The sequence below is a fragment of the Pseudomonas sp. PARCl1 genome (assembly GCF_947311875.1).
Classification (GTDB): Bacteria; Pseudomonadota; Gammaproteobacteria; order Pseudomonadales; family Pseudomonadaceae; genus Aquipseudomonas; species Aquipseudomonas juntendi.
Genome location: NZ_CAMZMX010000065.1, coordinates 1 through 21,198, shown reverse-complemented (window position 1 = coordinate 21,198; position 21,198 = coordinate 1). Strand labels below are relative to the sequence as shown.

At 62.0% G+C, this 21,198-nt stretch carries 23 protein-coding genes; 22 read left to right on the top strand and 1 reads right to left on the bottom strand.

The window, feature by feature from the left end:
* Positions 1-169: 169 nt before the first annotated feature.
* The gene (suhB, locus tag QME24_RS23220; RefSeq protein WP_009682045.1) at positions 170-988 is read right to left on the bottom strand and encodes an inositol-phosphate phosphatase; all 819 of its coding nucleotides are present in this window, start codon (positions 986-988) and stop codon (positions 170-172) included.
* 151 nt (positions 989-1,139) lie between these two features.
* Between suhB and trmJ the strand changes: the two genes are divergently transcribed.
* From trmJ to QME24_RS23110, 22 genes are all read left to right on the top strand, one after another.
* Positions 1,140-1,895 carry a tRNA (cytosine(32)/uridine(32)-2'-O)-methyltransferase TrmJ gene (trmJ, locus tag QME24_RS23215; RefSeq protein WP_054881954.1) on the top strand — a complete coding sequence of 252 codons (756 nt, stop codon included), beginning with the start codon at positions 1,140-1,142 and terminating at the stop codon, positions 1,893-1,895.
* Between the two features lie 3 nt (positions 1,896-1,898).
* Positions 1,899-2,684, top strand: a complete 786-nt coding sequence (gene cysE, locus QME24_RS23210; RefSeq protein WP_029885475.1) for a serine O-acetyltransferase — start codon at positions 1,899-1,901, stop codon at positions 2,682-2,684.
* A gap of 178 nt (positions 2,685-2,862) precedes the next feature.
* Complete coding sequence (gene iscR / locus QME24_RS23205) at positions 2,863-3,354, top strand: Fe-S cluster assembly transcriptional regulator IscR (RefSeq protein ID WP_008092572.1); 492 nt, start codon at positions 2,863-2,865, stop codon at positions 3,352-3,354.
* A gap of 45 nt (positions 3,355-3,399) precedes the next feature.
* Complete coding sequence (locus QME24_RS23200) at positions 3,400-4,614, top strand: IscS subfamily cysteine desulfurase (RefSeq protein ID WP_009682042.1); 1,215 nt, start codon at positions 3,400-3,402, stop codon at positions 4,612-4,614.
* A gap of 46 nt (positions 4,615-4,660) precedes the next feature.
* Positions 4,661-5,047 carry a Fe-S cluster assembly scaffold IscU gene (gene iscU / locus QME24_RS23195; RefSeq protein WP_003248539.1) on the top strand — a complete coding sequence of 129 codons (387 nt, stop codon included), beginning with the start codon at positions 4,661-4,663 and terminating at the stop codon, positions 5,045-5,047.
* Between the two features lie 28 nt (positions 5,048-5,075).
* On the top strand, positions 5,076-5,399 hold the full coding sequence (gene iscA, locus QME24_RS23190) for an iron-sulfur cluster assembly protein IscA (RefSeq protein WP_003248536.1): 324 nt from the start codon (positions 5,076-5,078) through the stop codon (positions 5,397-5,399).
* Between the two features lie 8 nt (positions 5,400-5,407).
* A complete protein-coding gene (gene hscB, locus QME24_RS23185) occupies positions 5,408-5,929 on the top strand; it encodes a co-chaperone HscB (RefSeq protein WP_054911407.1) in 522 nt (173 codons plus the stop codon).
* 42 nt (positions 5,930-5,971) lie between these two features.
* Positions 5,972-7,834 (top strand): Fe-S protein assembly chaperone HscA, encoded by a 1,863-nt coding sequence (hscA, locus tag QME24_RS23180; protein ID WP_281691065.1) that lies wholly within the window; start codon positions 5,972-5,974, stop codon positions 7,832-7,834.
* Between the two features lie 3 nt (positions 7,835-7,837).
* Positions 7,838-8,179, top strand: coding sequence for an ISC system 2Fe-2S type ferredoxin (gene fdx, locus QME24_RS23175; protein WP_023533300.1), 342 nt, complete (start codon positions 7,838-7,840; stop codon positions 8,177-8,179).
* Positions 8,180-8,189: 10 nt separating this feature from the next.
* Positions 8,190-8,390 (top strand): Fe-S cluster assembly protein IscX, encoded by a 201-nt coding sequence (gene iscX / locus QME24_RS23170; protein ID WP_009682037.1) that lies wholly within the window; start codon positions 8,190-8,192, stop codon positions 8,388-8,390.
* An 88-nt stretch (positions 8,391-8,478) separates the two neighbouring features.
* The gene (gene ndk / locus QME24_RS23165; RefSeq protein WP_009682036.1) at positions 8,479-8,904 is read left to right on the top strand and encodes a nucleoside-diphosphate kinase; all 426 of its coding nucleotides are present in this window, start codon (positions 8,479-8,481) and stop codon (positions 8,902-8,904) included.
* 28 nt (positions 8,905-8,932) lie between these two features.
* Positions 8,933-10,078 carry a 23S rRNA (adenine(2503)-C(2))-methyltransferase RlmN gene (gene rlmN, locus QME24_RS23160; RefSeq protein ID WP_009682035.1) on the top strand — a complete coding sequence of 382 codons (1,146 nt, stop codon included), beginning with the start codon at positions 8,933-8,935 and terminating at the stop codon, positions 10,076-10,078.
* Between the two features lie 14 nt (positions 10,079-10,092).
* A complete protein-coding gene (pilW, locus tag QME24_RS23155) occupies positions 10,093-10,854 on the top strand; it encodes a type IV pilus biogenesis/stability protein PilW (protein WP_029885479.1) in 762 nt (253 codons plus the stop codon).
* Complete coding sequence (locus tag QME24_RS23150) at positions 10,851-11,855, top strand: RodZ family helix-turn-helix domain-containing protein (protein ID WP_029885480.1); 1,005 nt, start codon at positions 10,851-10,853, stop codon at positions 11,853-11,855. Before pilW ends, QME24_RS23150 begins: the two co-directional genes overlap by 4 nt.
* A gap of 3 nt (positions 11,856-11,858) precedes the next feature.
* Positions 11,859-12,968 carry a flavodoxin-dependent (E)-4-hydroxy-3-methylbut-2-enyl-diphosphate synthase gene (gene ispG, locus QME24_RS23145; RefSeq protein ID WP_009682032.1) on the top strand — a complete coding sequence of 370 codons (1,110 nt, stop codon included), beginning with the start codon at positions 11,859-11,861 and terminating at the stop codon, positions 12,966-12,968.
* A 25-nt stretch (positions 12,969-12,993) separates the two neighbouring features.
* The gene (hisS, locus tag QME24_RS23140) at positions 12,994-14,283 is read left to right on the top strand and encodes a histidine--tRNA ligase (RefSeq protein ID WP_281691064.1); all 1,290 of its coding nucleotides are present in this window, start codon (positions 12,994-12,996) and stop codon (positions 14,281-14,283) included.
* A gap of 38 nt (positions 14,284-14,321) precedes the next feature.
* On the top strand, positions 14,322-14,963 hold the full coding sequence (locus QME24_RS23135; protein ID WP_009682030.1) for a tetratricopeptide repeat protein: 642 nt from the start codon (positions 14,322-14,324) through the stop codon (positions 14,961-14,963).
* Complete coding sequence (bamB, locus tag QME24_RS23130) at positions 14,964-16,106, top strand: outer membrane protein assembly factor BamB (RefSeq protein WP_009682029.1); 1,143 nt, start codon at positions 14,964-14,966, stop codon at positions 16,104-16,106.
* Between the two features lie 116 nt (positions 16,107-16,222).
* Positions 16,223-17,686: a ribosome biogenesis GTPase Der gene (der, locus tag QME24_RS23125; protein WP_016713195.1), complete on the top strand. Its 1,464-nt coding sequence runs from the start codon at positions 16,223-16,225 to the stop codon at positions 17,684-17,686.
* A 293-nt stretch (positions 17,687-17,979) separates the two neighbouring features.
* A complete protein-coding gene (locus tag QME24_RS23120) occupies positions 17,980-18,924 on the top strand; it encodes an RHS repeat-associated core domain-containing protein (RefSeq protein WP_281691063.1) in 945 nt (314 codons plus the stop codon).
* 141 nt (positions 18,925-19,065) lie between these two features.
* A complete protein-coding gene (locus QME24_RS23115; protein WP_054906168.1) occupies positions 19,066-20,214 on the top strand; it encodes a pyridoxal phosphate-dependent aminotransferase in 1,149 nt (382 codons plus the stop codon).
* Complete coding sequence (locus QME24_RS23110; RefSeq protein WP_029885485.1) at positions 20,202-20,993, top strand: amidohydrolase; 792 nt, start codon at positions 20,202-20,204, stop codon at positions 20,991-20,993. The genes QME24_RS23115 and QME24_RS23110 overlap by 13 nt, the downstream gene beginning before the upstream one ends.
* The last annotated feature ends 205 nt before the right edge of the window (positions 20,994-21,198 follow it).

Below are 21,198 nucleotides of genomic sequence, written 5' to 3'. Positions count from 1 at the left end.
CTAAAGCTCAATGGCATGAGCCCTGTGAAATACAGGGCTCATGCTGCAGGGGCTGCTAGCTGAAACTGTCCAACTTATTGGGGGCAGTCCAAAATGCGGATTGTGGACGGCTTCGGCAGGCACAAAAAAGCACCCCGAGGGGTGCTTTTTGTTTGCCAGCAATCCGCGCTTAGCGCTTCAGGCTTTCTGGCAGGTGTGGCTGGATAGCGGTCAGCACGGCCTTGAAGCACTTGATGTTGCCCGCAACGATGTGGCCTTTGTCGAGGAAGTCGTGGCCACCGTTGAAGTCGCTCACCAGGCCACCGGCTTCCTGGATCAGCAGCACGCCGGCGGCCATGTCCCACTCGGACAGCCCCGATTCCCAGAAGGCGTCGAAGCGGCCGGCAGCAACGTAGGCCAGGTCCAGGCTGGCAGCGCCGGCGCGGCGGATGCCGGCAGTCTGGCCGGTCAAGGCGCGGAACATGCCCAGGTAGTTGTCGAGGTCGGCCATCTGGCTGTCGCGGAACGGGAAGCCGGTACCCAGCAGGGCGCCTTCCAGGCTGGTGCGCGAGCTGACACGCAGGCGGCGGCCATTGAGTTGGGCGCCACGGCCACGGCTGGCGGTGAATTCTTCCTGGCGAACCGGGTCGACGATCACGGCGTGCTCAAGGCGGCCACGGTATTTGCAGGCAATGCTGACAGCGAAGTGCGGGATGCCACGCAGGAAATTGGTGGTGCCGTCCAGCGGGTCGATGATCCACAGGTAATCCTTGCCCTCTTCACCGGTGCCGGCGTGCAGGCCGGTTTCTTCACCCTGGATGGAGTGGTTCGGGTAGGCCTTGCGCAGGGCGTTGACGATGGTCTGCTCGGCGGCGCGATCGACTTCGGAAACGTAGTCCTTGGCCTCTTTCTCATCGACCTTGATGCTATCCAGGCGTTCGATGGAGCGGAAAATCAGTTCACTGGCGCTGCGAGCGGCGCGCAGGGCGATATTCAGCATAGGCTGCATGGGCGGGTCACCTGGAGATGTTAAAGAAGAAAGCCGATCATTCTAGCAGAAAACTGTGGCGGCAGAAGGGGCACATTTGCTTTCGTGGCGTTACGTCTGTCGGTTCTGTAAGATCCAAGCCCCTGATTCCTGCATCTGTGAGCACAACACCTTGCTGCAAAATATTCGTGTTGTTCTGGTCAATACCAGCCACCCCGGCAACATCGGCGGCGCTGCGCGTGCCATGAAAAACATGGGCTTGTCGCGTCTGGTGCTGGTGCAGCCGAAAGAGTTCCCCGCCGTGGATGCCAGTGCCCGCGCCTCTGGTGCCGACGACGTGCTGGGCAATGCCCAGGTGGTCGACAGCCTCGAACAGGCCCTGGTCGGCTGCAACCTGGTGATGGGCACCAGCGCCCGCGAGCGCAGCATTCCCTGGCCGTTGATCGGCCCGCGTGAATGTGGCGAAAAGGCGGTGGTGCATGCCAATGGTGGCGAAGAAATCGCCCTGGTGTTCGGGCGCGAACACGCCGGCCTGACCAACGAAGAACTGCAGCGATGTCACTTCCACGTGCACATTCCCTCCAACCCCGACTTCAGCTCGCTGAACCTGGCTGCCGCCGTGCAAGTGCTCGCCTATGAGGTGCGCATGGCCTGGTTGGCCGCCGGTGTGGCACCGGCCCAGGTCGAGAAGGTGGATGCCAGCGAGCTGGCGACCATGGACGAAATGGAGCTGTTCTACGACCACCTGGAGAAAACCCTGGTGGGCATCGGCTTCCTCGACCCTGCAAAGCCCAAGCACCTGATGCCGCGCTTGCGCCGGCTGTACGGGCGGGTGGCGGTCGAGCGTTCGGAGATGAGCATTTTGCGCGGCATCCTCACCGAGACCCAGAAAGTGGTCCGGGGCGAGCCGCATAAACGGAAGGACTGAAAGATGTTTGAACGCCTGCGTGAAGATATTCAAAGCGTATTCCACCGTGACCCGGCTGCGCGCAATGCCTTCGAGGTGCTCACCTGCTACCCGGGCATGCATGCCATCTGGCTGCATCGAATGGGTAATGCCTTGTGGCGGCGCGACTTCAAGTGGCTGGCGCGCCTGGTCTCGAACTTCGGCCGCTGGCTCACCGGTATCGAGATTCACCCGGGTGCCACCATCGGCCGGCGTTTCTTCATCGACCACGGCATGGGCATCGTCATCGGCGAAACCGCCGAAATCGGCGATGACGTCACCCTGTACCAGGGCGTTACGCTGGGCGGCACCAGCTGGAACAAGGGCAAGCGCCACCCCACCCTGGAAAACGGCGTGGTGGTAGGGGCGGGGGCCAAGGTGCTGGGCCCGTTCACCGTGGGTGCGGGGGCCAAGATCGGCTCCAATGCGGTGGTGACCAAGGCGGTCCCGGCCGGTGCCACGGCAGTGGGTATCCCCGGGCGCATCATCGTCAAGCGCGAAGACAGCGAAGTGGAGGCCAAGCGCAAGGCGATGGCCGAGAAGATCGGCTTCGACGCCTACGGTGTGAGTGGCGACATGCCTGACCCGGTGGCGCGCGCCATTGGCCAGATGCTCGACCACCTGCAGGCCGTCGACGAGCGGCTGGAGGGTATGTGCGGCGCGTTGACGAAAATGGGCAGTGACTACTGCGCCAAAGAGCTGCCGGCCCTGCCTGAAGATGACTTCACCGAAGCGGCCCAGGCCGTCAGGCGCGACACTCAGCCGCATTGATTGCGCCGCGGCGCACCGAGGTAGACATACGGGGCGTGTGCTCACGCCCCTCGTCTGCTACAATCGCGCCGCCTCCCAGATGCAAACCCGACTAAAGCAGTAGGTCTAATAGTTGACTTAAATGCTCGGGAATCGCATACTTGCACACATCCCGAAACTCCCGTGGTACCCAATAGCCATGCGACTGACTACCAAAGGCCGATACGCCGTGACTGCCATGCTCGACCTGGCGTTGCACGCGCAGCATGGGCCGGTGTCTTTGGCCGATATTTCCGAGCGCCAGGGCATTTCCCTCTCTTATCTGGAGCAGCTGTTCGCCAAGCTGCGCCGTAGCAGCCTGGTTTCCAGTGTGCGCGGCCCAGGTGGCGGCTATCAGCTGTCGCGCGGTATGGAAACCATCCAGGTGGCACAGGTCATCGACGCGGTCAACGAATCGGTCGATGCCACCCGTTGCCAGGGCCTCGGGGACTGCCATGCCGGTGATACCTGCCTGACCCACCACCTGTGGTGCGACCTCAGCCAGCAGATCCATGAATTCCTCAGCGGCATCAGCCTGGCCGACCTTGTCATGCGCCGTGAGGTGCAGGAAGTCGCCCAGCGCCAGGACTTGCGTCGTGTCGCAGGCCGAACCGCCCAGCTGGACAAGATTGAGACGTCTGCCGTCGATTGACCCTTAGCCACGACGAGCGACGCCACCGCCTGATAGGAGAGACAAATGAAGTTGCCGATCTACCTCGATTACTCCGCGACCACGCCGGTTGACCCACGCGTCGCCCAGAAAATGGCCGAATGCCTGCTGGTTGACGGAAACTTCGGTAACCCGGCTTCGCGCTCCCACGTGTTCGGCTGGAAGGCCGAAGAAGCGGTCGAGAACGGCCGTCGCCAGGTTGCCGAGCTGATCAACGCCGACCCGCGCGAGATCGTCTGGACCAGCGGTGCCACCGAGTCCGACAACCTCGCCCTCAAAGGCGTGGCGCACTTCTATCAGACCAAGGGCAAGCACATCATCACCTCCAAGATCGAGCACAAGGCGGTACTGGATACCGCTCGCCAGCTGGAGCGTGAAGGTTTCGAAGTCACCTACCTGGAGCCAGGCGAAGACGGTATCGTCACCCCGGCCATGGTCGAGGCCGTGCTGCGTGACGACACTATCCTGGTGTCGCTGATGCACGTGAACAACGAAGTCGGCTCGATCAACGACATCGCCGCCATCGGTGAGCTGACCCGTGCGCGTGGCGTGCTGTTCCATGTCGATGCCGCCCAGTCGGCCGGCAAGGTGGAAATCGACGTGCAGAAGCTGAAGGTCGACCTGATGTCGTTCTCGGCGCACAAAGCCTACGGCCCGAAAGGCATCGGCGCGCTGTACGTCAGCCGCAAGCCGCGTGTGCGTCTGGAAGCCATCATCCACGGCGGTGGTCATGAGCGCGGCATGCGTTCGGGCACCCTGCCGACTCACCAGATCGTCGGCATGGGCGAAGCATTCGCCATCGCCAAGCAGGAAATGGCCGCCGAAAACGTACGCATCAAGGCCCTGAGCGACCGCTTCTTCAAGCAGGTCTCCAGCCTTGAAGAGCTGTACGTCAACGGTAGCCAGACTGCCCGCGTACCGCACAACCTGAACCTGAGCTTCAACTACGTCGAAGGCGAATCGCTGCTGATGTCGCTGAAGGACATCGCCGTATCGTCTGGTTCGGCGTGCACCTCCGCGTCGCTCGAGCCGTCGTACGTACTGCGCGCTCTGGGCCGCAACGACGAGCTGGCGCACAGCTCGATCCGCTTCTCCTTCGGCCGCTTCACCACCGAAGAAGAAGTCGACTACGCCGCGCAGAAAGTCTGCGAGGCCGTCAACAAACTGCGTGAACTGTCGCCGCTGTGGGATATGTACAAAGACGGCGTTGACATCTCCAAGATCGAGTGGGCCGCCCACTAAGCAGTCGCCGGCAAGAGCGGCTCCCTGATGAGGAAGGAATTGCACCATGGCATACAGTGAAAAGGTCATCGACCACTACGAAAACCCACGCAACGTCGGCAAGATGAATGCCGAAGACCCGGATGTCGGTACCGGCATGGTCGGCGCCCCTGCGTGTGGCGACGTGATGCGTCTGCAAATCAAGGTCAACGAGCAGGGCGTGATCGAAGACGCCAAGTTCAAGACCTACGGTTGCGGTTCGGCCATCGCTTCCAGCTCCCTCGCTACCGAGTGGATGAAGGGCAAGACCCTGGACGAAGCCGAAACCATCAAGAACACCCAGCTGGCAGAAGAACTGGCGTTGCCGCCGGTCAAGATCCACTGCTCGGTACTCGCCGAAGATGCCATCAAGGCAGCTGTGCGCGATTACAAGCAGAAGAAAGGCTTGATCTAAGCCGCCTGTTGCGAGGTAAGGAGTCCTGATGGCTATCAGCATGACAGAAGCCGCCGCCAACCACATTCGCCGCTCTCTCGATGGGCGCGGCAAAGGTGAGGGCATTCGCCTGGGCGTGCGCACCACCGGTTGCTCGGGCCTGGCCTACGTGCTGGAGTTCGTTGACGAACTGGCCGACGAAGACCAGGTGTTCGAAAACCACGGCGTCAAGGTGATCATCGATCCCAAGAGCCTGGTGTACCTCGACGGTACCGAGCTGGACTTCGTCAAGGAAGGGTTGAACGAAGGCTTCAAGTTCAACAACCCCAACGTGCGCGGTGAGTGTGGCTGCGGCGAAAGCTTCAACGTTTGAGGCCGGCTGTGGGTACTCCTTGTCACTACGCATTGTTTGACCTCCAGCCAAGCTTCCGCCTGGATCTCGACAAGCTGGCCACTCGCTACCGCGAGCTGGCCCGCGAAGTCCATCCCGACCGTTTTGCCGACGCCTCCGAGCGGGAGCAGCGGGTCGCGCTGGAAAAGTCCGCAGCCCTCAACGACGCCTACCAGACGCTGCGCAGTGCGCCGCGTCGTGCCCGCTATCTGCTGGCCATCAGCGGTCACGAAGTGCCCCAGGAAGTCACGGTCCACGACCCGGACTTTTTGTTGCAGCAGATGCAGTGGCGCGAAGAGCTGGAAGAGTTGCAGGACGAAGCCGACCTGGACGGCGTAGCGGCATTCAAGAAGCGCTTGAAGGCCGCCCAGGACTCGCTGAACGAGGATTTCGCTGCCTGCTGGGACGTTCCCGCCGAGCGCGACAAGGCTGAGCGCCTGATGCGCCGCATGCAGTTCCTCGACAAGCTCGCCCAAGAAGTGCGCCAACTGGAAGAGCGCCTCGACGATTAACCCGGTGTCGCCCGTGATGGCACCTAAGGTACTCAGATAAGCATGGCCCTACTGCAGATTGCCGAACCCGGTCAAACCCCTCAACCGCACCAGCGTCGCCTGGCGGTGGGCATTGACCTGGGTACCACCAACTCCATGGTCGCCGCATTGCGCAGCGGCCGCAGCGAGCCCCTGCCCGATGCGCAGGGTAACGTCATTCTGCCGTCCGCGGTACGCTACCTCGACGGGCGTATCCAGGTGGGGCAGGCCGCGCGTGAGGCCGCTTCCAGCGACCCGCTGAACACCGTGCTGTCGGTCAAGCGCCTGATGGGGCGCGGCGTTGCCGACGTCAAGCAGTTGGGCGAGCAACTGCCTTACCGCTTTGTTGGCGGTGAGTCGCACATGCCGTTCATCGATACCGTGCAGGGCCCGAAAAGCCCGGTGGAAGTGTCCGCCGACATCCTCAAGGTGCTGCGTGAGCGGGCCGAAGCGACCCTGGGTGGCGAGCTGGTAGGCGCGGTGATCACCGTGCCAGCCTATTTCGACGACGCTCAGCGCCAGGCGACCAAAGACGCTGCACGCCTGGCAGGCCTGAACGTGCTGCGCCTGCTCAATGAGCCGACCGCCGCTGCCGTTGCCTACGGCCTGGACCAGAACGCCGAAGGCGTGGTGGCCATCTATGATCTGGGCGGCGGTACCTTTGACATTTCCATCCTGCGCCTGACTGCCGGTGTGTTCGAAGTGCTGGCCACCGGCGGCGATACCGCCCTGGGCGGCGACGATTTCGACCATGCCATCGCCGGCTGGATCATCGAGCAGGCCGGTCTTTCCTCCGACCTGGACCCGGCCACCCAGCGCGCACTGCTGCAGACTGCCTGCGCTGCCAAAGAGGCCCTGACTGACGCCGACGTGGTCACTGTCAGCCATGGTGCCTGGCAAGGTGAGCTGAGCCGTGTTGCCTTCGACGCCATGATCGAGCCGATGATCGCCCGCAGCCTCAAGGCTTGCCGCCGCGCGGTGCGCGACAGCGGCGTTGAAATGGACGAAGTCAGCGCCGTGGTCATGGTCGGTGGCTCGACCCGCGTGCCGCGTGTGCGCGATGCGGTGGGTGCGCTGTTTGGCCGTACGCCGCTGACCTCGATCGACCCGGACCAGGTGGTGGCCATCGGCGCCGCGATTCAGGCCGATACCCTGGCCGGCAACCGCCGCGAAGGTGGCGAACTGCTGCTGCTCGATGTCATTCCGCTGTCGCTTGGCCTCGAAACCATGGGCGGGCTGATGGAGAAGGTGATCCCGCGCAACACCACCATTCCGGTGGCGCGTGCCCAGGAGTTCACTACTTACAAAGACGGCCAGACGGCCATGATGATCCACGTGCTGCAAGGCGAGCGTGAGCTGATCAGCGACTGCCGCTCGCTGGCGCGTTTCGAGCTGCGTGGCATTCCGGCCATGGTCGCCGGCTCGGCAAAAATCCGCGTCACCTTCCAGGTGGATGCCGACGGCCTGCTCAGCGTTGCCGCGCGCGAGCTGGGTTCGGGCGTGGAAGCCAGCATCCAGGTCAAGCCGTCCTACGGCCTGACCGACGGCGAAATCGCCCGCATGCTGAAGGACTCGTTCGAACACGCCGGTTCCGACAAGCACGCCCGCCAGTTGCGCGAGCACCAGGTGGACGCCGAGCGCCTGCTCGAAGCGGTACAGGGCGCCCTGGACGCCGACGGCGAACGCTTGCTCAGCAGTGACGAGCGCGACGCCATCGAATTCCAGATGCAAGAACTACGTGATTTGCTGGCGGGCACTGATGGCGCAGCCATCGAGCAACAGACCAAGCGTCTGTCGCAGGTGACCGACGCATTTGCCGCCCGTCGCCTTGATTCGACGGTCAAAGCCGCACTGGCCGGGCGCAACCTGAATGAGATCGAGGAGTAATCGATGCCGCTGGTAACCTTCCTGCCGCATGAGAAGTTCTGCCCTGAAGGCCTGACCGTGGATGTGCCAGCCGGGACCAACATCCTGGAGCTGGCCCACGACCATCACATCGAGATGGAAAGCGCCTGTGGCGGGGTAAAGGCTTGCACCACCTGCCACTGTATTGTTCGCAAAGGTTTCGATTCGCTCGAAGAAGCCGATGAGCTGGAAGAGGACATGCTGGACAAGGCCTGGGGCCTGGAGGCGCAGTCGCGCCTGGGTTGCCAGGTGGTGGTCGCCGACCAGGACCTGACCATCGAGATCCCCAAGTATTCGCTGAACCACGCTGCCGAAGCACCGCACTGAGGGCCTGTACATGAGTCTGAAATGGGTTGATGTACTTGAAATCGCCATCCAGCTTGCAGAAAGCAAGCCGGAAGTCGATCCTAAATATGTGAATTTCGTCGACCTGCACCGCTGGGTGCTGGCATTGCCAGAGTTCAGCGACGATCCGTCACGCGGCGGTGAGAAAGTGCTTGAGGCAATCCAGGCCGCCTGGATTGACGAAGCCGACTAAGCGTTGCGTGCAGGTTAGGCAATCCCCTCGAACCCGCGTATAATTCGCGGGTTTAATTTTTCGTAACACTCATATTCTGGAGTTTTCCATGGCTGTTCAACGTACTTTCTCGATCATCAAGCCTGACGCCGTTGCCAAAAACGTCATCGGCAAGATCACCACCCGTTTCGAAGAAGCCGGCCTGAAAATCGTTGCCTCGAAAATCAAGCAACTGTCCAAAGCCGAAGCCGAAGGCTTCTACGCTGAGCACAGCGAGCGCGGCTTCTTCGGTGACCTGGTTGCCTTCATGACTTCCGGTCCGGTAGTTGTTCAGGTCCTGGAAGGTGAAAACGCCATCGCCAAGAACCGTGAGCTGATGGGCGCTACCAACCCTAAAGAAGCTGCTCCTGGCACCATCCGCGCCGACTTCGCCGAGTCCATCGACGCCAACGCCGTTCACGGTTCGGACTCCGAAGCTGCTGCTGCTCGCGAAATCGCTTACTTCTTCGCTGCTACCGAGGTAACCACTCGCTAAGCGAAAGCTTACGGGTGAGGGTGAATCCATGACGACATCTACTGGCAAAATCAACCTGTTGGGCCTGACCCAGCCGGAAATGGAACAATTCTTCGACTCTATCGGGGAGAAGCGCTTCCGCGCCGGCCAGGTGATGAAATGGATTCACCATTTTGGCGTGTCCGATTTTGCGGCCATGACCAACGTTGGCAAGGCCTTGCGCGAGAAGCTCGAGGCCGTTGCCGAGATTCGCCCCCCGGAAGTGGTCAGTGAAGACATTTCCGCCGACGGCACCCGCAAGTGGGTGATCCGCGTTGCCTCCGGCAGCTGCGTCGAAACCGTCTACATTCCTACCGACGACCGCGGCACCCTGTGCGTATCGTCGCAAGCCGGCTGTGCCCTGGACTGCAGCTTCTGCTCCACCGGCAAGCAAGGCTTCAACAGCAACCTCACCGCCGCCGAAGTGATCGGCCAGGTGTGGCTTGCCAACAAATCCTTCGGGACCGTCCCTGCCAAAATCGACCGCGCCATTACCAACGTGGTGATGATGGGCATGGGCGAGCCTCTGCTGAACTTCGACAACGTCATCGCCGCCATGAAAATCATGATGGATGACCTGGGCTACGGCATTTCCAAGCGTCGCGTCACCTTGTCCACCTCGGGCGTGGTGCCAATGATCGACGAACTGGCCAAGCACATCGACGTGTCGCTGGCACTGTCGCTGCACGCCCCTAACGACGAACTGCGCAACAAGCTGGTGCCGATCAACAAGAAGTACCCGCTGAAAATGCTGCTGGAATCGTGCATGGGCTACATGGCCACCCTGGGCGGCAAGCGCGTGCTGACCATCGAGTACACCCTGCTCAAGGACGTCAACGACCAGCCAGAGCATGCCGCGCAAATGATCGAGCTGCTGCGCGACGTGCCGTGCAAGATCAACCTGATCCCGTTCAACCCGTTCCCGCATTCGGGCTATGAGCGGCCTAGCAACAATGCCATTCGTCGTTTCCAGGACCTGCTGCACCACGGTGGTTTCAACGTCACCACCCGTACTACCCGTGGCGACGACATCGACGCTGCCTGCGGTCAGTTGGTGGGGCAGGTCAACGACCGCACGCGCCGCAGTGAGCGCTATATTGCTGTGCGCCAACTGTCTGCGGATGTCGAGCTGCAAGACAGCGCCGCCAGCCACTGACCGGGACCTTGCCCATGAGCCTGCGCGCCGCGCTGTCGATCCTTGCGCTTTCGCTGCTGGCCGGCTGCGTGTCGGGCGGCGCGAGCGACCCGCTGGGCAGCCGCCAGGGCAGGGCCGAAGCGGGGCGTGCCTACGTGCAGCTTGGGCTGGGTTATTTGCAACAGGGTTTGACCGAACAGGCCAAGGCGCCACTGGGCAAGGCCCTGGCCCTGGACAGCAGCGATGCCGATGCGCACGCGGCCCTGGCGCTGGTGTTCCAGGCCGAAGGTGAGCCGGCACTGGCCGAAACACACTTTCGCAAGGCCCTGCAAAGCAGCGGCGGCAATACTCGAATTCGCAACAACTACGGCAGTTTCCTTTATGCTCAGGGGCGATTTGCCGAGGCCGAGCAGATGTTTCGCCTGGCCAGTGCCGATACCCTGTATCCTGAGCGCTCGCGCGTATACGAGAACCTTGGCCTGACTGCCTTGAGGCTCGAACGCCGCGACCAGGCACAGGCATATCTGGTGAAAGCATTGCAGCTCAACCAGCGGCAACCCAGGGCGTTGCTGGAAATGGCTGAGTTGTCCTACGAAAACAGGCATTATGTGCCGGCCCGGGACTACTACGATCGTTTCAGCGAGCTGAGCGCGCACGATGCCCGTAGCCTGCTGCTGGGCAGCCGCCTTGCCAGGGTGTTCGACGAGCAGGGCGCACTGGCCGAAACGGGCCAGCAATTACAACGACTTTATCCCGGTACGCCGGAATATCAGCAATACCTGTCGGAGCAACGATGAACGCCGCGCATCCCGAAGTAGCAGTAGCGCCTGGCCAGAACCCCGGTGAGCTTTTGCGCCTGGCCCGTGAGAAACGGGACTGGTCGCAAGCCGAGGTGGCCCGCAAGCTAAACCTCACTGTCAGTTCGCTGAACTACGTGGAAACCGGTGCCTTCGACAAGCTGCCCGGGCATACGTTTGCCCGTGGCTACATACGTGCCTACGCCAAGCTGCTGGACCTGGACCAGGCTGTGCTGGTCGATGCCTTCGACCGCTACACCGGTACCCATGCCAAGGGCAGCGACGTGCATTCGCTGGGCCGCATCGAAGAGCCGACGCGCCTGTCGCACAACATCCTGCGCGGCGTCAGCCTGCTGTTGCTGCTCGCCGTGGTCGGTGGCGGTTTCGTCTGGTGGCAGGACCAGGGCAGCCTGCGCGGCAAGGACCTGGCCAAGATGGCCCTGGAGCATGTCGAAGTCGAAAGCGCCGACGGCACCACCCAGATCCACCCGCTCGATGAGCCTGAAGACCAGGCCGTTACCGCCGGCCAGCAGGCTGAGACCGCACCGCTGCCGTTGGCGCAAGGCACGGGCGAACAACCCGCTGCAGCTGGCGAGCAGCCGGCGGCCGGTACAGCCACAGAGCCAGCCGCTGGGGCGGCAACTGCCCAGCAGGCGCCCGTGCAGGCAGCCGCCAGCACCCCGGCGGCCACAGCGGCGCCTGTAGCTCCCGTTACGGCCGCGCCGGCCGCAGCCAGTGAGCCTGCGCCAGTGCCGGCCGGTAGCGGCAAGGTCGCCATTCAGTTCACCGCCGATTGCTGGACCCAGGTTTCCGACGGCAACGGCAAGGTGCTGTTCAGCGCCATCAAGCGCAAAGGGGACAACCTCGAACTGACCGGCAAGCCGCCGTTCGCGGTACGCCTGGGCTTCGCCCGGGGCGCCCAGGTCAGCTACAACGGCCAGGCCGTCGATGTTGCCCCGTTCACCAGTGGCGAGACTGCTCGCCTGAAGTTGGGACAGTAAGTCATGCACGGCGAATCTCCGATCAAACGTCGCGAATCCCGCAAAATCTGGGTCGGCAATGTGCCGGTGGGTGGTGATGCCCCCATCGCGGTGCAGAGCATGACCAACACCGACACCAACGATGTGGCCGCCACCGTGGCGCAAATCCAGCGCCTGGTCGATGCCGGCGTGGACATCGTGCGGGTGTCGGTGCCAGACATGGACGCTGCCGAAGCCTTCGGCAAGATCAAGCAACAGGTGAGCGTGCCGCTGGTAGCCGATATCCACTTCGACTACAAGATCGCCCTGCGGGTTGCCGAGCTGGGCGTCGATTGCCTGCGTATCAACCCAGGCAACATCGGCCGCGAAGACCGTGTGCGCGCAGTGGTGGACGCCGCCCGCGACCGCGGCATCCCGATCCGCATCGGTGTCAACGCCGGTTCGCTGGAAAAAGACCTGCAGAAGAAGTACGGCGAGCCTACCCCGGCCGCGCTGGTCGAGTCGGCCCTGCGCCATGTCGAGCACCTCGACCGCCTGGACTTCCAGGACTTCAAGGTCAGCGTCAAGGCCTCCGACGTGTTCATGGCCGTGGAGGCCTACCGCCTGTTGGCCAGGCAGATCGTGCAGCCGCTGCACCTGGGCATCACCGAAGCCGGTGGCCTGCGTTCAGGCACGGTGAAATCCGCCGTCGGCCTCGGTATGCTGCTGGCCGAAGGCATTGGCGATACCATTCGCATCTCGCTGGCCGCCGACCCGGTCGAAGAAGTGAAGGTCGGCTACGACATCCTCAAGTCGCTGCACCTGCGCTCGCGCGGCATCAACTTCATCGCCTGCCCGAGCTGCTCGCGGCAGAACTTCGATGTGGTCAAGACCATGAACGAGCTGGAAGGGCGCCTGGAAGACCTGCTGGTACCGCTGGACGTGGCAGTGATCGGTTGCGTGGTCAACGGCCCGGGTGAAGCCAAGGAAGCCCATGTCGGCCTGACTGGCGGCACGCCGAACCTGATCTACATCGACGGCAAGCCGGCGCAGAAACTCACCAACGACAACCTGGTCGATGAGCTGGAAAAACTCATCCGCCAGAAAGCGGCCGAAAAGGCCGAAGCCGACGCGGCGCTGATCGTCCGTGGCTGACACACAGAATTCGTAAGGACTTTTCGTGAGCAAATCGCTGCAAGCCATCCGTGGCATGAACGACATCCTGCCAGAACAGTCGCCGCTGTGGCGCTACTTCGAAGGCACTGTCGCCGACCTGCTGGACACCTACGGGTACAGCCAGATCCGCACGCCGATCGTCGAGTTCACTGAGCTGTTCAAGCGCTCGATCGGCGAAGTGACCGATATCGTCGAAAAAGAGATGTACACCTTCGAGGACCGCAACGGCGACTCGCTGACCTTGCGCCCTGAAGGCACCGCCGCCTGCGTGCGTGCCGTGCTCGAGCACGGCATCACCGGTAACGGCCAGGTGCAGAAACTGTGGTACATCGGCCAGATGTTCCGCCACGAACGCCCGCAGAAGGGCCGTTACCGCCAGTTCCACCAGATTGGCGTGGAAGTGTTCAACCTCGACGGCCCGGACATCGACGCCGAGCTGATCATGCTGACCTGGCGCCTGTGGGGCCTGCTGGGCATTCAGGACGCGGTCAAGCTCGAACTCAACAGCCTCGGCACCAGCGAGGCCCGCGCCCGCTACCGTGATGCGCTGGTCGAGTTCCTGTCCGCACGCCTGGAGCAACTGGATGAAGACAGCCAGCGCCGCCTGAAAAGCAACCCGCTGCGCATCCTCGACAGCAAGGACCAGAACACCCAGGCGGTGCTGGTTGGGGCGCCAAAGCTGGAAGACTATCTGGACGAACCGTCGCGCGTGCACTTCGAGGGCCTCAAGGCTCGCCTGGAGGCCACCGGCATTCCGTTCGTGATCAACACCAAGCTGGTGCGTGGCCTGGACTACTACAGCAAGACCGTGTTCGAGTGGGTGACCGACAAGCTTGGCGCCCAGGGCACCGTGTGTGCCGGTGGCCGCTACGACGGCCTGGTCGAGCAGATGGGCGGCAAACCGACCACCGGCGTTGGTTTCGCCATGGGTATCGAGCGTCTGATCCTGCTGCTGGAAACCCTGGGCAAGGTGCCGGAGTCCATCAGCCGTACTGTCGACGTCTACCTGTGTGCCTTTGGCGAGCAGGCCGAGCTGGCCGGGCTGCGCCTTTCCGAAGGTTTGCGCGACCGTTTGCCGGGCTTGCGCCTGGCCGTCAACGCCGGCGGCGGCAGTTTCAAGAGCCAGTTCAAGAAAGCCGATAAAAGCGGTGCGCTGTTCGCCCTGATCCTCGGTGAGGACGAACTGGCCAAGCAAGTCATCGGCTTGAAGCCACTGCGTGGCCAGGGCGAGCAAAAGAACATTGCCTGGGATGCTCTTGCCGAGCACCTGGAAACCGCGATCGCGCAGGCGTAACGCGGTTCAACAACGAATAGGCGAAAAGGAGTATTGGGGTGTCGAGTACTGATGATGATGACCTGGCAGGGGTCAAGGACTGGTGGAACCGCAATGGCAAGCCGCTGCTGACCGGCGCATTGCTGGCAGGTGTGGTGGTGCTGGGCTGGAATACCTGGCACAAGTACCAGAACAACCAGTCGCAAGGGGCCTCGCAGTTGTACCAGGCCCTGCTCGAAACCAGCCTGACGCCAAGCGGTCAGCCCGACGCCACCAAGGTCGCGGAACTGGCCGGCAAGCTCAAGAGCGAGTTTGGCGGCACGGCCTATGCCCAGTACGGTAGCCTGTTCGTGGCCAAGGTCGCGGTCGAGAGCGGCAAGCTCGACGACGCCGCCGCCGAGCTCAAAGGTGTGCTGGACAAGCCTGCCGATGCCACCCTGGGCGAAATCTCGCGCCAGCGCCTGGCTCGCGTGCTGGCTGCCCAGAACAAGGCCGAAGATGCCCTGAAGCTGCTTGATGGTGATGCCGACAAGGCGTTCCTGGCCAGCCGTGAAGAGTTGAAGGGTGACCTGCTGGTGCAACTGGGTCGCGCCAGCGACGCGCACAGCGCTTACGAGAAAGCCAAGGCTGCGTTGTCCGATGACGCCGCAGTCGGTGGCCTGCAATTGAAGCTGGATGACCTGGCTAAAGGGGACGCGTAAGTGATCGGTTGGAAACATGCAGCAGTGCTGACCCTGGCCGTACTGGCCGCAGGTTGCAGCAGCAACAGCAAGAAGGAACTGCCCCCGGCCGAGCTGACCAAGTTCACCGAGGAAGTGGTGCTGAAGAAGCAGTGGAGCCGTTCGATCGGTGACGGCCAGGGTGAAACCTACAACACCCTGGTACCGGCCATCGAGAACGACCGCATCTACGCCTCCGACGTTCACGGTGACGTCTATGCCCTCGATCGCATCACCGGCGACGTGGTCTGGAACAAGGACCTGGAGCTGCCGGTTTCCGGCGCAGTGGGCGTGGGTTACGGCCTGGTCATGCTCGGCACCCTCAAGGGTGAAGTCATTGCCCTGGATTCCAGCACCGGTGAAGAACGCTGGCGCTCCCGCGTGACCAGCGAAGTGCTGGCCCCGCCTGCCAACAACGGTGACGTGGTCGTGGTGCAGACCCAGGACGACCGCCTGATCGGCCTGGACGCCGCTACCGGCGACCGCCGCTGGATCTACGAAAACACCCCGGCCGTACTGACCCTGCGTGGCACCGGTGCGCCGATCGTCACCAACCGCCTGGCCATTGCCGGCCTGTCGACCGGCAAGGTCGTGGCGGTGGACATCAACAACGGCGTGCCGGTGTGGGAAAGCCGCGTGGCCATTCCCCAGGGCCGTTCCGAGCTGGAGCGCGTGGTCGACATCGATGGCGGCCTGCTGCTGTCTGGTCAAACCCTGTATGTCAGCACTTACCAGGGCCGCGTAGCGGGCCTGGACCTGGAAAGCGGCCGTGTGCTGTGGCAGCGTGATGCCTCCAGCTACGTGGGTGTCGCCCAGGGCTTCGGTAACGTTTACGTCAGCGAAGCTTCAGGCACTGTCGAAAGTGTCGACGAGCGCACTTCCAGCGCCCTGTGGTCCAACGACAGCATGGCCCGTCGCCAGCTCTCTGCGCCGGAAGTGTATTCCAGCTACGTGGCCGTGGGCGACTTCGAAGGTTACCTGCACCTGCTGAGCCAGGTCGATGGTCGCTTCGTGGGCCGTGAGCGTATCGACAGCGATGGCCTGCGCGCCCGCCCACTTGTGGTCGGTGACACCATCTATGTCTTCGGCAACAGCGGCAAGCTCGAGGCACTGACCATCCGCTGAAGCTATGCTTGAAGCCTTGGCGGGCTTCAAGCCGCGGCGCAGGAAGCGCCGCCCGTACTCCGGCCGCTGCCTTGCAGCGGCCTTTGCATTTTCAAGAATTCGAGAGTGGAGAGCCGATGGTTCCCGTAATTGCCCTGGTGGGCCGCCCGAACGTCGGCAAATCCACCATGTTCAACCGCCTGACCAAGACCCGCGATGCCATCGTCGGCGACCTGTCGGGCCTGACCCGTGACCGCCAGTATGGTGATGCCAGCTGGCAGGGTCGTTCCTTCATCCTGATCGACACCGGCGGTATCACCGGTGACGAAGTGGGCATGGACGAGAAAATGGCCGAGCAGTCGCTCATGGCCATTGAAGAAGCCGACTACGTCCTGTTCCTGGTCGATGCCCGCGCCGGCATGACCGCCGCCGACCAGATGATTGCCGAGCACCTGCGCAAGCGCAACAAAGAGGCGATTCTGGTCGCCAACAAAATCGACAACATCGACGCCGACGTGGCCCGCGCCGAGTTCTCGCCGCTGGGCATGGGCAACGCCATTCCGGTAGCCGGTTCCCAGGGCCGCGGTATCAACGCGCTGATGGAAGCCGTGCTCGGCCACCTGCCGCGCGACCAGGTCGAAGAGGCCCTGGACGCCGAGGTCGCCGAAGGCGAAGAGGCGGTGCGCATTCCCGGCCCGAGCGAAAAGGATGGCATCAAGATCGCCATCATCGGCCGCCCGAACGTCGGCAAGTCGACCCTGGTCAACCGCATGCTCGGTGAAGAGCGTGTGGTGGTGTACGACCAGCCGGGCACCACCCGCGACAGTATCTATATTCCGTTCGAGCGCGATGGCGAGAAGTACACGTTCATCGACACCGCCGGTGTGCGCAAGCGTGGCAAGATCCACGAGGAAGTCGAAAAGTTCTCGGTGGTGAAGACGCTGCAGGCGATCAAGGACGCCAACGTGGTGATCTTCGTCATGGACGCCCGCGAAGGTGTGGTCGACCACGACTTGAACCTGCTGGGCTTTGCCCTGGAAGCCGGGCGCGCGATCGTCATTGCCCTGAACAAGTGGGACGGCATGCAGCCGGGCGAGCGTGACTACGTCAAGACCGAGCTGGAGCGCCGGCTGTTCTTCGTCGACTTCGCCGACATCCACTTCATTTCCGCCTTGCATGGCACGGGCGTGGGCAACCTGTACAAGTCGGTGCAGGCTGCCTTCAAGTCGGCGGTCACCCGCTGGCCGACCAGCCGCCTGACGCAAATCCTCGAAGATGCGGTGAGCGAGCACCAGCCGCCGCTGGTCAACGGTCGTCGCATCAAGCTGCGCTATGCCCACCTCGGCGGGGCCAACCCGCCGCTGATCGTGATCCACGGCAACCAGACCGAGAAGATTCCCAAGTCGTACTCGCGCTACCTGGAAAACACCTACCGCCGTGTGCTGAAGCTGGTCGGCACGCCGATCCGCATCGAATACAAGGGCGGTGAGAACCCGTACGAGGGCAAGAAGAACACCCTCACAGACCGCCAGGTCAACAAGAAGCGCCGGCTGATGTCGCACCACAAGAAGGCCGAGAAGAAGCGCCGCGACAAGCGCTGAATGCGCGTCGACTGCTTCGCGGGCTCGCCCGCTCCCATAGGTACAGCGCTGGCTTCAAGGAGTGCTATCTGTGTGGAGCAGGTTGACCCGCGAAGACGCATTTTGGTCCAGCGCAATACCTTTACCGTTTCAAACTTCCCCTCCCCAAAAAATCCGCTACGCACATCCGTTGTCTGTGCTGCATGTGTATGAGCGTGTGCGTCATCCCTCTTTGCAGTATGAAAGACCTGTCATTTCTACCAGTTTCCCTTTACGGTTTGGCGTGGGATCTTAGCTCGCAAACCATCCCGTTAATGCTGGAGATCGTCAAGATGGCAGCGAAATTCTTCTATCAAGATAATACGCTAGTCAATGTTATAGCGAGTGAGCGTGCCTCGCGCTATGTACGCACTAAAGAAGTGATCTTGTCCGATCGGTCTGGTGACGTTTTTCCAGCATCATTGCTCGCTTGCGAACTCGGCGGCACGGTGGGCGGGGCTGTGAGTCAACATAGGTTATCGGAGTTCCGGTACGCACCTTACGGTCTGAGGTCTGAAACCTTGTCTGAGGTGACTCAGTTGGGTTTCAATGGAGAGTATTGCCTTCCGGGGGTAGCGCTATACTTATTAGGTAATGGTTATCGTGCCTATAATCCTGGCACGATGCGGTTCGTTTCACCAGATAGTATTTCACCCTTTCACGTTCTCAATGCTTATAGCTACTGCAGGAATGACCCGATCAATAATGCAGATCCTAGCGGGCATCGTCCTGAGACGCGTGCGGCCAGGTTGAGAGCGGCAAGTCAGTTCCTCGACGGAAAGTCTGGAATAATAGCGTCGTGGGCTGCTACCGTGAGAATGCTTGGCAAGCAGACGTTACTGGAGGATGCACGGGATACTAAGAGGCGTGCCCTAGAAGGGATGCAGCTTGCTTATGCAGAATCGGGCGATAAAATAAAATGGTTGTCGAAAAAGCTGAGAAAACGGGATTACAATGATAGCGTTGATATGGTTAGGGAGATGCTGGATAAATTCGTAGATGGTTATGAGTGGCACTTGAAGGCAGTTAATCGAGAGTTCAATTCTAAGGTCAAGTTGTGGGCAGAAAATGAGGCGAATATCAATGATATTGTCCAACAAGCTAGATTGACGCGTAGTAACCTTAACCTTGATCAGGAGGCTAATGGGAGTAATGGGAGTAATGGGAGTAATAAGAAGACGAACTGGCTTCGGCGCCTCACTAACCGTATTCGAAGGTGAAATCGGCGAATAGGCCTGCTCTACACAGCTCGCCTTTTGATCCAGCGCATCCCCTCATGGTTTCAACCTTTTTCCTGACCGCTCGATCCGCTATGCTCGGATTCCACCCCGTGCCGGATACACCCCAGGAAAGAGGGCTTCATGATCCGCAGCAAACTGCCGAATGTCGGCACGACCATCTTCACCACCATGTCCCAGCTCGCCGTGCAAACTGGCGCGTTGAACCTGTCGCAGGGGTTTCCCGATTTCAATGGCCCACAGGCACTGCTCGATGCAGTAGGCCGGCATGTGGCCGCCGGGCATAACCAGTACTTGCCGATGACCGGCCTGCCGGCGCTGCGCCAGCAAGTGGCGGCCAAGGTGGAGCGCTTGTACGGGGCGAAGGTGGATGCCGACCAGGAAGTGACCATCACCCCGGGCGCCACCGAGGCCATCTTCTGCGCCATCCAGGCGGTGGTGCATGCCGGTGACGAGGTGATCGTCTTCGATCCGTGCTACGACAGCTACGAGCCTTCGGTGGAACTGGCCGGTGGCCGTTGCGTGCATGTGCAATTGAGCGATGGCGACTTCCGTATCGACTGGCAGAAGTTCAGCGATGCCCTGAGCCCGCGCACGCGCATGGTCATCCTCAATTCACCCCACAACCCCAGCGGCGCCCTGATCACCCGCGAAGACCTCGACCAGCTGGCGCAGCTGATCGCCGACCGGGATATCTACCTGGTCAGCGACGAGGTCTACGAGCACCTGGTCTACGATGGGGTACGCCACGCCAGCGTGCTGGCCCATGCGCAGCTGTACCCGCGCGCCTTCGTGGTCAGTTCGTTCGGCAAGACCTACCACGTCACCGGCTGGAAGACCGGTTACATGATCGCCCCGCCGGCGCTGAGCGCCGAACTGCGAAAGGTGCACCAGTACGTCAACTTTTGCGGCGTCACCCCGCTGCAGTGCGCGTTGGCCGACTTCATGGCCGAGCACCCGGAGCACATCGATGAGTTACCGGCCTTTTACCAGGCCAAGCGCGACCTGTTCTGTGGCTTGCTGGAGGGTTCGCGATTGCGCTTTACCCGCACGGCGGGCACTTATTTCCAGCTGGTTGATTATTCGCAGATACGCCCGGACCTGAATGATGTCGACATGGCGCTGTGGCTGACCCGTGAGCACGGCGTGGCGACCATTCCGGTGTCGGTGTTCTACCAGCAACCCATCCCCGAGCAACGCCTGGTGCGCCTGTGCTTTGCCAAACGAGAGGAGACGCTGCGCCAGGCAGCGGAAAAACTATGCGCGATCTGAGCACATTGCCGAACCTGAAAATCGCCCTGGTGCAGACTACCCTTGCCTGGCATGACCGCGAGGCCAATTACGCGCACTTCGAGGTACTGCTTGAGCAGGCCGGTGAAGTGGACCTGGTGATCCTGCCAGAGATGTTTACCACGGGGTTTTCCATGCAATCGGAAAGCCTGTGCGAGCCTGAGAATGGCCCCACCTACAAATGGCTCAAGGCGCAGGCGAAAAAGTACAACGCGGTGATTACCGGAAGCGTGATCGTGCAGGCGGCCGATGGCAGCCACCGCAACCGGCTGCTGTGGGCGCGCCCGGATGGCGAGATTCTGCACTACGACAAGCGCCATCTGTTCCGCATGGCGGGCGAGCACAAGCATTACACCCCGGGCGAGCGCCAGGTGCAGTTCGAGCTCAAGGGCTGGCGGATTCGCCCGCTGATCTGCTACGACCTGCGCTTCCCGGTATGGAGCCGCGACGCCCAGGACACCGACCTGCTGCTGTACACCGCCAACTGGCCGGCCGCTCGCCGCCAGCACTGGAACCGCCTGTTGCCGGCGCGGGGCATCGAGAACCTGTGCTATGTGGCCGCGGTGAACCGGGTGGGTACGGACGGCAAGGGCTTTGCCTATTCAGGTGACAGCCAGGTGCTGGACTTCCAGGGTGAGAGCCTGCTGAGTGCCGGCGAGGCGGACGGGGTGTTTACCGTGGTGCTGAGTGCGGCGGAACTGGCGGCGTACCGCACCAAGTTCCCAGCCAACCTGGATGCCGATACCTTCGAGCTGCATTGATTGCAAGACCGGCCCTATCGCCGGCGAGCCAGCTCCCACCTGTGGGAGATTCTATGGTTCCTGGCAAGGGTAGCCGGAGCATCTTCAGCGCCTGTGAGATCGAGCGCCGCCCGCGCGGCGCATCGCGAGCTGCGCTCGCTCCTACGTTTGTTTCGGGCCAGTAACGCCTGTGACAGGCGCGCGCGGCCGCCTTGTTTGCACGGCG

Bases quoted from the DNA above. Each gene is read 5' to 3' on its own strand.
- suhB (WP_009682045.1), bottom strand. From the start codon at position 988: ATGCAGCCTATGCTGAATATCGCCCTGCGCGCCGCTCGCAGCGCCAGT.
- cysE (WP_029885475.1), top strand. From the start codon at position 1,899: ATGTTTGAACGCCTGCGTGAAGATATTCAAAGCGTATTCCACCGTGAC.
- iscR (WP_008092572.1), top strand. From the start codon at position 2,863: ATGCGACTGACTACCAAAGGCCGATACGCCGTGACTGCCATGCTCGAC.
- QME24_RS23200 (WP_009682042.1), top strand. From the start codon at position 3,400: ATGAAGTTGCCGATCTACCTCGATTACTCCGCGACCACGCCGGTTGAC.
- iscU (WP_003248539.1), top strand. From the start codon at position 4,661: ATGGCATACAGTGAAAAGGTCATCGACCACTACGAAAACCCACGCAAC.
- iscA (WP_003248536.1), top strand. From the start codon at position 5,076: ATGGCTATCAGCATGACAGAAGCCGCCGCCAACCACATTCGCCGCTCT.
- hscA (WP_281691065.1), top strand. From the start codon at position 5,972: ATGGCCCTACTGCAGATTGCCGAACCCGGTCAAACCCCTCAACCGCAC.
- fdx (WP_023533300.1), top strand. From the start codon at position 7,838: ATGCCGCTGGTAACCTTCCTGCCGCATGAGAAGTTCTGCCCTGAAGGC.
- iscX (WP_009682037.1), top strand. From the start codon at position 8,190: ATGAGTCTGAAATGGGTTGATGTACTTGAAATCGCCATCCAGCTTGCA.
- ndk (WP_009682036.1), top strand. From the start codon at position 8,479: ATGGCTGTTCAACGTACTTTCTCGATCATCAAGCCTGACGCCGTTGCC.
- rlmN (WP_009682035.1), top strand. From the start codon at position 8,933: ATGACGACATCTACTGGCAAAATCAACCTGTTGGGCCTGACCCAGCCG.
- pilW (WP_029885479.1), top strand. From the start codon at position 10,093: ATGAGCCTGCGCGCCGCGCTGTCGATCCTTGCGCTTTCGCTGCTGGCC.
- QME24_RS23150 (WP_029885480.1), top strand. From the start codon at position 10,851: ATGAACGCCGCGCATCCCGAAGTAGCAGTAGCGCCTGGCCAGAACCCC.
- ispG (WP_009682032.1), top strand. From the start codon at position 11,859: ATGCACGGCGAATCTCCGATCAAACGTCGCGAATCCCGCAAAATCTGG.
- der (WP_016713195.1), top strand. From the start codon at position 16,223: ATGGTTCCCGTAATTGCCCTGGTGGGCCGCCCGAACGTCGGCAAATCC.
- QME24_RS23120 (WP_281691063.1), top strand. From the start codon at position 17,980: ATGCTGGAGATCGTCAAGATGGCAGCGAAATTCTTCTATCAAGATAAT.
- QME24_RS23115 (WP_054906168.1), top strand. From the start codon at position 19,066: ATGATCCGCAGCAAACTGCCGAATGTCGGCACGACCATCTTCACCACC.
- QME24_RS23110 (WP_029885485.1), top strand. From the start codon at position 20,202: ATGCGCGATCTGAGCACATTGCCGAACCTGAAAATCGCCCTGGTGCAG.